Origin of the sequence: Peristeroidobacter soli (genome assembly GCF_004138485.1) — a bacterium.
In the GTDB taxonomy this organism is placed as follows: Bacteria; Pseudomonadota; Gammaproteobacteria; order Steroidobacterales; family Steroidobacteraceae; genus Steroidobacter; species Steroidobacter soli.
In genome coordinates this window covers 1,608,450-1,621,979 of sequence record NZ_RYEV01000003.1, presented here as the reverse complement: position 1 = coordinate 1,621,979, position 13,530 = coordinate 1,608,450, and the positions used below count along the sequence as shown (strand labels likewise).

The window sequence follows — 13,530 nt, the reverse complement described above, 5'->3', positions numbered from 1 at the left end:
GTGGCTCCAATACGCCGATCAGCCAGTGGCTCCATTATGGCGATCACGCCGTGGCTCCATTACGCCGATCATCCACTGGCTCCTATATGCCGATCACTAGATGGCTCCAATATGCCGGTCGGTGACAGGCCGCAAGCGTGCTATTCAACGAAGGAGATTGAAGCGTGGCCCGCACGGCGCGCCACGTTTCGCGCTTCATACGAATCCCCCCGTCGATGTTCCACTCGCCATTCGGTCCGGTGCGATGGTCCGAAAACAGCGGTCGAAGGTATTGCAGTAGGAAGCCAGCAACCCATGGATAGTCGCGGTGGCCAGCGTGCAGATAAAAGTTGCTCCAGCGATAGATCTTCCATACGTCATGCAGATCGACAGAGAAATCAATGTCGCTCTGTCGCTTCCTGATCGACTCGAACAGACTGCTCATGTCGATCGGCACGAAATCCTCGGGCCTTGTTGGATCGATGAGAACAGAGACACCGAAAGCACCCCGCAGACGCAGTTCGACAGCCGTACGTAACACGGCCACCGCTGTGTATGGCGCCCGGTCCATGTGGGTCATGCCAGAGTACGTGCCGTAGATGATCTGCTCGGCGCCCTTGAATACCTCGAAGGGACTCTCGTGTTGGCGACGGAACGCGGCGAAGTAGCCAGGGACTTGCGCAACTTCGCGGGCCGCGTCCTCCAGTAGGACAATCGCAAGGCCCATCATTTCCAGCAACGCAAGATGGACAGTGTGGACTGAGGCATCCGCTGCGAAAACGGGCCTCTCACTGGCAAAACAGTCAATGCTTCGGCAATAGCGCCTAGCCTCTGAATCCAGCATCGTGAGTTGGGCGCGGTAGAACGCCGGTTCAGTTCTTTTGTTATTGCGGTCGACTGTGGACGTGAATAGACCATGTCGAACTGCATCCTTTTCCTGCATCGGCCTGAGTTGTGCTGGAGCCGGCTGTGCCGTCGCGTTGGGATGTTTCTTCTTCGGTTCCAGAATGACCCCAGCTAGTTCACTCCAAAGCCACGGCAAGGCTTCATCGTGCACCCAGGCGCCAAGAGCGGTCATATTATCTGCAGTAGGCTCCCTGAGCTGTTCGAGCTTGTTCCAGTAGCTATTCATTGTCTTTATGAAGTTTTTGTTCCAGCGCTGCTTTTTCGGCGCTCTGCCATTGGGCTCGTGGGCTGCGCCCGTGCCGAGTCGCGGCAAACAGGCTTTGAGCCCTGGTTCCTTCACCTCAAGGGCCCGTTGACACGCATCCTAGGAGTTACTATCGTTTGTGTGAAGGCTTGGCCGTCGCCTGCCGCACGCGCTCAGAAAATGAGCATGACGAAGACGGCCGATAGATGCGTACCGACCCCTGTGTCATTCGTTCTTCTGGGCGGCCCGCAATGCGTGCATCGGATAAAGCGCCCGAGGAGAACGTCAATGGACATCCAGCACTTGAAGCTGCTGGCGGCGCGCGTTCGTGCGCTACTGCAGCAAGCCGACCACCCCGTCGGGCACAACCAAGCCCTTGATATCGCCGCCGCCATCCCGGGCCTACGAAACTGGCCCGAGGTTCAGGCATTCCCGCATCGCCTAGATACCGTCCAACTCGATGGGCCGGCGCTGGGCAGGCTCGCATTTCGATTGAAGCGGCAGTTCGCTCTGGAGCTGAGCCGCGAGGAGTTGCTCGCCGCACTCGATCCGAAGGCGGATCCAAACCTGCCGGAGATCTGGCCGACGGGCCCTGCGCCGGGCGTGTATCTCACAACGTCACAAGCCTCGATCGACGCGCTGCTCGCCCGGTTCGAGGAAGCCAGCGATGGAGCGGTGATCTACGCGGAGCAGGCCGGTAGCCACTGGGAGGGCAGCATCGATCTAGGCGAAAACGGATTGTGGTCCAACGGGCTACGGCGAGTACCGAGCGGCACACTCATTGTCGTGGGCCCAATCGACCTCGAACAATCGTCTTGGGAAGACAGCGGTGGGCGGCTTGAAATGGCCTGCTACAAGGCGGATCTCGATCAACATCGCGTGGCGGTGCTGGTCAACACACCGGTACCGGAGCGGGTGTGCGAGGACGTTCATCTGTTGGTGCGCTCGATCCCGGAGACGGAAGCACTCGAGGACGCCCTGCGAGGCGTGATCTCCGAGCAAGGTGAGCTCATCGAACGCAAACCGTTTCACCAAGGCAAGCAGCACCGTGCGTTCTCGGCTAAGCCGAAGCACGCCGCACGCCCGGCTGCGATCCCGGCACCGGCACGCGAACTTATGCAGTCGATGCTCTTGAAGCATCGAGCCGGCCTGGTGCTAGTCGGCGCCGGCGACATCAGCGAGCACTCGGCTATCGAGCTCGTCGAAGCCTGCCTCGCACTCACCAATCACTGCGGGCCTGCCGCTCGCGTTATGCCACGCACGCGCTCGACCCCATCGAAGTACTGGGACGTGCCCGAGGCAGTGAAGGAGCTGCCTTTTCTGCCATCTATCCAGAGTGCCTACGACCAAGGCTTTCGTCGCATCGTGGTGTACGGCAACTACACCGACGCTGAGGTGTATCTGCAATTTCCGGATGTGCTCTTCATTGCGAGCGGGTGGGGCTGTTATGTAGCCGAGACGTTCACGACGGCAGCACGCCTGCGCATGAAGCCAGAGATCGAGGTCATCGACCGAGTCCTCGCGATCTTGTCTGTGGTGCCGCTCTCCGAAGAGATCGCTGATCTCACGTTGACTGATTTGTATCTGAAAAGTGAGCGGCCGCGTCCGACCTCCACGAGGTATGAAGAGGCGATGGCATTCATCGAAGGTGGGCGCGTGCTGCGCTGGGAGGAACAGTTCGAACAGCTGTGCCAACGCTACGGTGAAGAACAGATCCTGCAAGCCGTGCGTCGCAACGAAGAGGTGCCACGCATGCTGGGCCGGCTACTTGACCAGTTGAAACGGAGTAAGCAGGACATCGCAGTGGACTATAAAGAACGGCGCCGCTCCGAAGCTGAGATTGAGACCAAAAATGTGGTGCTGCAACTCGCTGCCAGGCTGAGGGGCAGCCCGGACAATGCCATCGGCACGATGGACGGCCCACCTCAGTAAAGCTGCCCCAGGGCGCCCCGACGTCGAAAAACAGAGCGGCCCCGAGATGGGCCGCTTGTAACAAAACGCGCGAGCACCCTACAGCTAATCTGGTTCTCCATGCAAAAAAGGGGATGCCCTGATGGGTTCGCTAGCATCTACGCAAACCGGCGTGGCCTCACTCCTGGCCAGACACGTGCGCACCTGCTTCGCGAACAACCGTCGAGATTGCGGCACAAGCAAGCCGGGAACCTACGACGTACACACACGACTTAGCGCGCGAGAGACCCACGTACAATGCCTCTCGATCCTGGTCTTCGTCGATCACGGGCGGTAGCCAAAGAAACACGATCGGCGCTTCAAGCCCCTTGAAGCGAGCCACCGTGTCCAGCAAGATCTCCTTAGGAGCGTGAACCTCAACACTCCACTGCACATTTCCTGCGAGCCTTCTGGACAGGAGCAAGTCGTAATAACTCTGCTTAGGCTTTCCCATGACCAGAACGACCATGTCGGACGGCCGTAACCCCTCAGTCGTGAGAAGGCGCCCGATTTCCCGCGCGATCGCATCAGCCTGTGCGGCACCGGTTTCGGCAATAAGATCCGACAGCGGCGCACCCGCAATCTCGGGCGGATCGATAATTTCACCTTTGTAATACCGGTAAGCCGCCGTGTGAATGTGCTGTGTGTTGCGGCAATTCACGGTCAGCCAGAAAGGCTCATCATTGATGGGCAGGCTGCCGCGCCGCTTGTAGAGCATCTGATTCGGATCGAAGAACACATAAAGGTGGCCGGATTCTCGATCCTTGAGCAGATCCTCAACGCCGAGCCAATATTCATCGCTGAAATCCTGCGCCTCATCGACCACCACCGCATCGTACTTCTCAGGCACAACTTCGTTCGCCAGCGCAAGCGCGAAAGGCAACTGCATGTCGTAGAGATTTCCTCCCGCATAGGCCTTCTGTGCCTCAACCAAGACATCTCGACCGGTTATCTCGCGTGCTCGCGCGATACGCCGCTCGCAGAGTTGGTGATAGCTCAGCACGTCGAGTCCTGGGATGCCAGCGTGTGCCGCACGCAAGACATCCGCCAATGGCCGGTTGTAGCAGATCATCAGGGCTTGCTTACCTTCGAGCGCAGCACGCCTCGCCTTTTCAAGGGCAATGAGCGTCTTGCCCGTCCCGGCGCCACCGCCGACGAGCGCACGGTGGCGCCCTCCAATGACTCGCAACACTCGAGCCTGCTGTTCAGTGAGGCGGATGCGGATTTCTTCTTCGTTCGCCAGAGCGATGGATAGCAGTGGCTTCACGCAGATGGAGCTGCAGAAGATCTGCTCGGCAATGTCGACACCCTGCACGCCGAGAGGGTCGGTCGGCCTCGAACCCGTCCAAAATCGCAAAATGCGCGAGATCCAATCGGCTAACCGCGGCAGATCGGATTGAACTCCGATGATCTCGATCGGTCGATCCGGTCCTGCAAACGGCGCGGGCGATCGCACGTCCGGAAAAAGAACGGCATGACCACAATGCAACCACTGACCGGTCCAGCGACGCCACGCCGTATGCCCACGGAGCTGATCGAGGATCGCGTAACGTTGTCGCGTGGCTTGAAGAAATGGATCCTTGATCGGATTAGAACTCTGGTTCTGATCGATACTCGACCACGCGCCCGTTCTGCCGTCGAGCGCTATGCCACCGCCCTTAACTTCGATCGTGAGAAAGCCACTCTGTGGCAGAAAAACCGTGAAGTCGCCCTCGCCCTCACTGACGGTGCCGCGCCTGGTGCGATAGAGCCACCGCACCGAATGAATGACCAACGCATCGTCGGGCAACTGTGCGCGTAGCGCTTCGTAGACGCGCGCCTCGGCACGCGATGGAAGCGCGCGCAGTTGTTCTTCCGTGAGCTCAGGTCGCATGCGTGGCATCGTTATGCACTCAGTAGTCGCAGCTTTCCGGGTACAAACAGCACCGTCTTGGACGCATCCCCCAGAACCTGCACCTGCAGTGAGAAGAACTGCCCGGCGCGCCGCACGCCCACAATGGTACCGACTCCTTCCTCCAACTGAATCCTCAAACCGGGAGCCGGCTCGATGATGTCACTAGTGGTCGCGATAGCTTTCCATCCGGAGTCGAAGCGAAACTGCATCACTTTGCCGAACGGATCTTGGATTCGGTAGAGCGCGCGCCGTTCGGTATCATCGGCGAACTCGACGACATACAGGAAGTAGCGCTCACGGAAGCGCTGCGCGTATCGCAGTTCCGCGGGCGTCAACACAATCCCCATCTCTGTCCAAAGGCCACTTTGCCCCTTGACCTCGATGTACTCCATCGACCCGTCAGCGGCCGTACGCTGCAGATCGAAGCCCTCATTGTTGAAGGGCATCTCCTGCACCTGATGCCCCTCCTCACGCTCCCGTTCGATCACAAAATTGACCGCCGCCGTCGCGATCTCACGCCGCAGCTCTGCATCCTGGCCTGCCTCCTCGGACGGCTGCCCGTTATTGTCGATGCGCGGCTCCGCGTAGCTCAGCAATCGCCCAGATGAGCGCGCGCGATCTCGTCTACGTGCCGCGAACGGCGTGCTGTCACCGTCAGTTTCGCCACTGATCACAGCTTGACCGTCATCCTGCGGTTTTTGATCCCCGTCGAGCACTGGCGCAGTGCCTTGTAGAGTCGTCGAGCTGCTGCCATGTGATCCACCGGACGAATGGCCGTCAGTGGACCAACCCGCCGTCGACTGTGAGCCGTGGGTCGCTGTCGTCGGCGATGAGGGTTCGGCGGTGGGCACCGCAAACCGGACGTCGTCGGATACAGGCGCGAGAGATTCCTCCGCCGACTCGTCCTCGGACACGCCCGAATCTACATCGACGATCGGTTCAAGGGGGGCTTTAGTGTTCTTGAGGCGCGCCAACTCCTCGCGAGGAATCGGCTCGATACCACGATTCTCAAAGAGCTGCTCAACCTCGTCATCTGTGTCTGCAAAGACAACGCGGTGGATTGCATCGGCAACGTCGCTGTGAGCTCCCAGCATCGAACACAGCTCGATACACAGCTTGTCACGCGGTGCACGGACATCACGTCGAACATAGACGGCATGGCCTGTGCGCAAGATCTCCGCCGAGAATGGCGCTGCATAGTCAGCGAGCGTTGCTTCGACCGTCAGCTCGCCGACCCACACGATCTCGAACTGCGACAGATGCGCCCAGGACCCATTCTCCAGAGAATCCTCAAACAAGCGGTGATGACGATGGAAAAATAGCCGCATGATGGCTTGCGCACGCACGCGGACCCGCTTCGATAGGTTGTGGTCGCTCTCTTGATCCGAAGCTGATAGACGTCTGTACTGAACGCGATCCGTCACCGTCGGGATTCGGCAGGCATCCAGCAGCATGCGCACCGCCGAGAGGTGAGAACGCTCGATCGGAACGAGAGAGATCTGCGGGTGCTGCTTGAAAAGATCAGCGAGCTTCGGCTGATCATCGATGTACAGATCGTTGTCTGAAGTGACGAGGCGACCGACGTGATCGAGGAAGACGTCCTCAGTGCGCAGTCTCGCGAGCCAATCAGGCACAGCTTCAGGATCGGATTCGCGGGTCTCTCGCAACGCCGCATTGAGACGTCTATAAATCGTGTAGGCCTCGCGCTGTCGCTGCTCCGGCAAGGCGTCAAATTTCGGCAGCGCTTTCAGCGCCGACACAAGTGCATCTTCCGAAGGGCGCTTTGCAACCTCCAAATGCTTGCAGAAAAACTGCCGATGCTCGGGATAAGCGTGATCTAGTGGCGGATAGAGCGAATCCAAAAGCGCACTCGTGGATTCCCAGACCACCTCAGATGCCGTGCACCAGCGCTTCGCGTTGGGGGCATACAGTCGGGGTTGCCGCGTCAGCGCGTCGGTGACGGATGATGGCTCTATGGCGAGACGCTCCTCCAAAGCCGTATAGAGCGTGCGCAGCTCTTTTGTCGTCACTCGATTAGCCTGACGCAACTGATCCAAGCGTCGAACACAGGCAGCCGCGTCGATCTTGTGTGTGATACCGAGCGCGTCCATGAACTCTTCGTCGCGTAGGTCCACCTCAAGGTATGGGGGCGACTTTCCAAACACAACGTGCAACGCATCGGCATTCAGAAATGTCTCGCCGATCGGAACGCGTCCCTTCTTGATTGTTGGCGCGAGCGTCTGCCGTAGCTCCGTCACGAAGCTCGATGATGTTGTCGTCGCCGACCCGCTCGCATGTTTGCGCATCTTGAACTGTCCGTAGTAGCTGCGCCAATTGCGGTCGATCAACCGGAATGCCGCGTTGACAACGGCGTCATCCGCCGAGGCAAGCATGCCCTTGAGCTCTGATCCAGCATGGAAGTTGATGATGCCGCTCGATGTGATTTGAGAGACCGTCGGAAATTGATTTACTCCGATGCGATAGAAGAAATCGCGCCACTCCTGTACGATCTCTGCGCGTCCCGCTTGATCCGCTCCCGCGGACATCAGGTAAGTCGGCGCGACAAATAGCCCCGCACCAACACTCGCGCCTAGAAGCTCCTCCAGCGCAAACCCTGGCGAATATTCGGATGGCAGGTACAGCGCGTAAGGCCGACTAAAATAGGTGTGCTTGTCGTCGGCGTTCTTGCTTTGAATGTACAAGCCTTGGCGGAGACGCGCCGTGGCCATGCTCGGCGTGGATCCGAACACAGTGGCGATGTGCCCTTGAACGTAGCTCGCCAAGTGATCCTTGATATACGCAACGTGACCGGCGAGCGTCTCGAGCTTTGATGCCTTCCATTCGTCTTCCGCGTGTTGCGGCAAGATGTGATTCTCGATGAGCTCATAGGGCGAAGTGTCGTGGACGCCGAGGTTGGCGAGAAACTCTCGCACCCGTGCGGTCCGATCCTTGGGCCCACCGAGCACCTCCCTGTCTACGATATTTAGATCCTGCTCAAAGCCGTACCGTTTGCCACGTGAGAGAGGGAAGAAGATCTCATCCTTCGATGCACTCCTCAAAGTGCCGCCGTTCACGCGAACGCAGGCGAGCACGCGCATCTTCTTCAATGACTGCTCGGCAGGATACGTCCGCGCTAAGTAATCATAGAGTGCCGAGAACCACTCGGCAGAGTTCTGCGATACGGCCGCTTCATCCTGCAGCAGCGCGAGCGTGTGTGACAGGCTGGCGCTCGGGGCACCTATGCGGCCGAGGATAGTTCGTGCAGAGGGTGTGAAGCTCTGCATGGGATACTCTAGTTGCAAACACCGTTGTAGATCTTCGTTCGAGAACAGCGCTTGAAAGTCGGCATCGGTCAATAGGATTTGAGAGGGAGTGCACCAGCGACCGGAACGGCTCTGAACACACGCCGTCTCGCGAAGCAGCGCGCAGATGCGTTCCACTGTCTCCCGAAAGAAATCATCGACGATATCGAAGTCATCCGGAACATAGTGAAGAAAGGTGCGTGCAAGCTGCTCGTCAATCGTGAAATGAGGAATGGCACTCACAAAGGCGTCCGCGATGGCATCGCGGATGCGAATATTCCACAGTGAATTCTTTTGGATATCCTCGCGGCTCGAGCTCAACAGAAAGTCCGCCTGCACGACGAACTTAAAACCGACGTCTCGTACCGGCAGATACGCAAACACTGGATGCGTCATATCGGCGCGTGCAGTGCCATCCTCATTGAGCGGGAAAGCAAGGATCACCTGCGTTTGCTGTATGTCAGGACGTTTCTCCTCCTCAAGGCCCCCCGTCGGTACGTTGTGTTCTACTCGTAAGTACCCCGCCACAATGCGCTTCTGCGCCGCCCCGTTCGATAGCGAGCGACTAGTTGAGGTGAGCGTGAGGCGATGACCTTGATCCATTCGCTCAGCGATAAAGGCGGATTGAGAGATCGTGTTGCGAACTTCCAGGCGACGGAGCTTTCTCAAGAACAGCAGCAATTGAGCCGAGAGTTCGGAGAGCGTTGAAGGCGTGAATGGGTGATTGAGCTTCGCGGGCAGCGCAATCTTCGTACCTTCCTGCCGTTCGAAGCCGTCCAACCAGATGGGTACTACGTAGCCCAGCAGGTCATCAGCGGTGGTGTCGAAGCGAAAGTGAAAGTCGTTGGAGTGAATCTCAGGGAGACTGGAGATTGCGAACACTGACTTGAAGCCAATGCCCTTCTCACCGATGAATCCATCCCGCTTGGCCTTGGTGCTGTTACCGACATCACATAGGGCTCGCACGTTCTCTGCTGCAAAGCCCATTTCATTGTTGGTGATCTCTAGCCGATCGGCGGAGAGATCGAAGGTCACACTGGGAATGTCAGACGGAGAATAGTGGTTGTCATCCGCGTTCTGCACGAGCTCAAGGACGAAATGCGTGTCGCGCGAATAAAGCTCCTGCGAGAGAAGACGTAATGCACGATGCAGCTTCGCGCGCACATTGCGGGCACCGATCAGCGCATCGGGCGAGAGCTCGACATCCAGCAGGAATTCAGTTCGACGGATCTCGTCGATGACATCCTTGGCCCCAAACACTCACACTCCCCCTATTGTCTCGCGGCTTATCTGGTGCCGCTGTATTTACTCGCGCCTTTGCCGCTGCCGTTGTTGCAACTCTGCGGTGACCTTAGCGTGATGCGGCCCGTGCAACTGCGCCGGTTTGAACGAATACTTCGATCGGATTCTTTGCGTTGATGAAGTGTCGAGCGCCTATGCCACCTACCATAAAGGCGGGGCTGTAGTTTCTCACAGTCACGGTGACAAAGCGCCGGAACCGGTGCCCGCGTCGCCCCATCTGCGGCGGGATAGTTGAACCGGATACCGCCTCACGTCAAGTAGGCGACCAAGCAGCGCAAGGCCGAGTGCAAGATGCTCTGGCCGGTCTAAATATCTAGGCCGTTCGCAGGCTGGAGTGTGGCCAGTCGTAAGATTGCCAAGGAGTCCAACCGCCGAGGCTACTCACATTACGTCGTGCAAAAGTCGCATGCTAAGATTTTCCGGGCGTTACGCACCAGCTTAAACAACGTCAACTTCGGTGTTGGATGTGCTGCATGTCGACGAAGAACCTCTCTCTTGACGAGGAGCCCGAGGAATGCGCTGAGCAACTAGTCGCTACCGAGAGTTATAGCGCGGCGAGCGAGATAGTCCGAGATGTTGAACTCGGATGGTTAGATATGGAAAGTGGTCGCGTGGAGGACTTTGACCCAGAAGCTATCAAGGCCGCTGGGCGCGAGCGATTGACGCGAAAGAGTCCAGCTTGAAGCGAATGCGGTTTACGTCCGTCGCTCGCCGCGACTAGTTAGGTTCGCGACGCCGTTGCCGACGATTTTCAAGGGACAGAGTCTACGACGATTCACATTGTGTAATCGACGTGACTGAATTCGCGGCCTGTTGAGCTAAGCGTGATTACTAGAGCCATCGGCAGCCATCAGCGAATAACCAGTGTGTGCTGACGTGCTGACGCTGCGAGGAGTTGGCGAGCCAACCACCATAGCGAAGTCACTGCTCTATTGAGCAGCACATCGGCTTTCTCGATGACCGTTCCAAGAGGTAGCGGAGAGCGCCACGAGCTTTGAGCCGAAGCACGATTTATGATGGACGGGATGGCGGACAGACCGATCAAGCAGCCACTCAACTTATTGATTTTGTTAGAGAGTGGCGGAGAGGGAGTGAGAAATGGCGGAGAGGAAGCCCGAAAGCCCGGTCTAGCGTCTCGTCCATAGTCATCCACCAAAGTCTACGGAGGGCTGATTGATCTAAGCCAAGCCCCTGATCCCACTGAGAATACGGTGCGCGCGAGTTCCATATTGGTCCTTCAAGCGCTGCCGTAATCCGGTGTTTTATGGCGGACAGGGATGGCGGAAGGAGTCAGTCATGCCAAAACGAGCACGGGAACTGTCCGCTCGTACTGTAGCGTCTTTGCGGGGTGATGGTCGGTATGCCGTGGGTTTGGTCCCTGGCCTGTATCTACGAATCGAGGGCGCGTCGCGGACCTGGGTGTTGCGGGTCAAGCGCAACGGTAAACGTCCGGAGCGAGGCCTTGGAAGCTACCCCACGGTCTCACTGGCAGCAGCCCGCGAGGTGGCTTGGGCTCTGCGCAAGACGCGCCCACAGCCCGCACCAGCCCACCCCACCGGAGCGTCGGCTCTACCTACCCTGCAAGTCCTCTCAGCTTCGACGAAGCCTGACCTGGGCCAACCGGAGCCAAATCCGAAAACACCGGCCAATACCGCCGGCGATGAAGGCCCAATCACCTTCGAATGGTGCGCTCGAACCTATGTCGCAGCTCAAGAGGCTGGCTGGAAGTCCAAGAAGCACTCCAAGCAATGGATTTCGACGTTGGAGGACTATGCATTCCCCGTGATCGGTCCGCTCCACCCACGGGACATCACTCTTGAGCACACCCTGCGGATCCTCAAGCCGATCTGGACCACGAAAACCGAGACGGCGACTCGCGTTCGTGGACGCATCGAGTCAATCCTGGACTGGGCGGAACACCGCAACCATCGAAGCGGGAAGAACCCAGCCGGCTGGAAGGGCAATCTGCAGTTCGAACTGCCGTCGCCAACCAAGCTCAAGAAACGCAAGAAGCGACATCACCCGGCCCTGCCCTACCTGCGCATCGGCGTATTCATGGCCGATTTGCGGTCGCGCCATGGAGTATCCCGGAGAGCGCTCGAATGGGGCATTTTGACCAGTACGCGCAGCCAGGAAATCAGGGGAGCACGACACAGCGAGATCAACTTGCAGCTCAAGCGTTGGACCATCCCCAAAGAGCGGATGAAGCTCGAGAAGGATCACATCGTCCCGCTATCCGATGCTGCCATCGAGTTGTACAAGAGCCTGCCGCGCGTCGATGGATGCGACCTATTGTTCCCGGCGCCTGAAGGTGGCGAACTCTCAGATGCCACATTGTGCGCGGTCATCGACGACATGCACGAAGCGGATCTGAGGAGGGACGGCATCGGATACATGGATCCCGTCCAGAATAGGGTCGCGACCCAACACGGATTTCGCTCCACGTTTCGAGATTGGGCCGCAGAGATCGCTTTCTTCCCCAAAGAGGTCATCGAACATGCCCTCGCCCACAAACTTAAGGACGAGGCTGAAGCAGCGTATCAGCGCGGCACGTTGCTGGTGAAGCGTGCGTTGCTAATGGATCAGTGGGCTCTATTCTGCAACGACCCCTGCCCGAAGCTGCCCTCCCTCTGCGCCTCATCCGAGCCGATGGCGGCCTAGGGCACGTCGAGGGTCTGATTGCGCCGACTAAGCATTCAGACCCTCGGCGCCGGACTCAGAATGTACCCTCGCCCGAAAAGGGGTCAGCCGGCTCCCCTTCGCACTGTCGTATCGTCACCGTCCAACCACGACAAGGGACCCGCTGACATACTTGGACAGACGCGCGCACGCTGCGTCGGCGGTGACAAAGGTAGAAGCCGCATAGCGATCCTAGTGCTAACGAACAATCCCGCCATTCCGCATCCAGTCCTTCACGAGGCTCATCGTCTGCCGCTCTTGATCGGCCTGCATCGAAAATCCTTTGAGCAGCTTCGCCTGAGGCACATAACGAGCAAGCACGTCTAAACTGCTCCCAAGCCCGTAACCTCCGTGAGTAACAAACGGAATAAGGCTCTTTCCAGCCAAGTTGTGGCTCGATAGAAATGATCGAATTACCGGTGGCACCGTCTCGCCCCAGATGGGAAAGCCGAGAAACACCGTATCGTAGTTCGCCATCTCGGGCACCTTGCGCGCCAACGCAGGCTCATAGCCGCTGTCTCGTTCTCGTCGTGCTTGTTCTACGGTTTCGACGTAGTCCGCGGGATAGGACACCGCCGGCGCGATCTCGAAGATATCCGCGTTAAGCGCTCGCTGTATCAACCCCGCCACCACACGCGTGTTGCCTGATCGTGAGAAATAGGCAATCAACGTGTGCGACGAGCCTCGTGTCTCGGCGCTCATCGCTTTCCCAGCGGCGCCGCTCATAGGAAGTCCAGCGATCGCAGTCATCACAGCGCGTCGGCCAAGATTGTTCGGCACCATTGTCGCGGACATTCACGTCTCCACATGTTTCGAGTGGCACACCTAAGGTGCGCGATAGTGGCCGCCACTCACAGGTTCAATCGATGCGACGCTTGCGCCCGCAAGCGACTCCGCGATAGCCAAGTGGGTCCTAAAGCCGTCGGTCGTCGCACCGCGGGCCGACAGCTCATCTCTCGTCGGAATGATCAGCGAATATATCCCACTCGCGCCAAGCTTTAGATGGTCCAATCAGGATGCAGTTATGAGCGCACCTAATCAATGTAACGGCGCGGCGGCACGATTGCATACCCTGCCATGCTTCGCGTGCGAGAACTTCGTACCTTCCCTTCTACAGGCGCCGCGGGTGTTTTGCTCGGCCACTGGCTCAATCACCTACATGGATCGGCCTATAAATAACACCCATCGAAGCTGACGGGACTACGTAAGGTCGAAATCACGGGTGGCATTTCTGAACTTTTCTCTCCCAGGCGCGCTAGTCAGGCGAGCGCATC

6 protein-coding genes are annotated in these 13,530 nt (G+C 58.4%); 2 read left to right on the top strand and 4 right to left on the bottom strand.

Translation table 11 applies throughout. The annotated features are described in order from the left end of the window. Positions 1–82: 82 nt before the first annotated feature. The gene (locus EKO19_RS15780) at positions 83–1,111 is read right to left on the bottom strand and encodes a hypothetical protein (protein ID WP_129777318.1); all 1,029 of its coding nucleotides are present in this window, start codon (positions 1,109–1,111) and stop codon (positions 83–85) included. A 306-nt stretch (positions 1,112–1,417) separates the two neighbouring features. Between EKO19_RS15780 and EKO19_RS15775 the strand changes: the two genes are divergently transcribed. Beyond that, the gene (locus EKO19_RS15775; RefSeq protein ID WP_129777317.1) at positions 1,418–3,061 is read left to right on the top strand and encodes a hypothetical protein; all 1,644 of its coding nucleotides are present in this window, start codon (positions 1,418–1,420) and stop codon (positions 3,059–3,061) included. 157 nt (positions 3,062–3,218) lie between these two features. Here the strand turns inward: EKO19_RS15775 and EKO19_RS15770 are convergent, their stop codons facing one another. Together EKO19_RS15770 and EKO19_RS15765 are read right to left on the bottom strand one after the other, a co-directional pair. Beyond that, positions 3,219–4,952, bottom strand: coding sequence for a nuclease-related domain-containing DEAD/DEAH box helicase (locus EKO19_RS15770; protein WP_175597066.1), 1,734 nt, complete (start codon positions 4,950–4,952; stop codon positions 3,219–3,221). A gap of 11 nt (positions 4,953–4,963) precedes the next feature. Continuing rightward, on the bottom strand, positions 4,964–9,535 hold the full coding sequence (locus tag EKO19_RS15765) for a protein NO VEIN domain-containing protein (RefSeq protein WP_129777315.1): 4,572 nt from the start codon (positions 9,533–9,535) through the stop codon (positions 4,964–4,966). A gap of 1,338 nt (positions 9,536–10,873) precedes the next feature. On the opposite strand from EKO19_RS15765, the gene EKO19_RS15760 reads away from it, so the two are divergent. Beyond that, on the top strand, positions 10,874–12,238 hold the full coding sequence (locus EKO19_RS15760; RefSeq protein WP_129777314.1) for a tyrosine-type recombinase/integrase: 1,365 nt from the start codon (positions 10,874–10,876) through the stop codon (positions 12,236–12,238). Positions 12,239–12,454: 216 nt separating this feature from the next. On the opposite strand, the gene EKO19_RS15755 is transcribed toward EKO19_RS15760, so the two are convergent. Then, positions 12,455–13,051, bottom strand: coding sequence for a flavodoxin (locus EKO19_RS15755; RefSeq protein WP_129777313.1), 597 nt, complete (start codon positions 13,049–13,051; stop codon positions 12,455–12,457). Positions 13,052–13,530 lie beyond the last annotated feature (479 nt).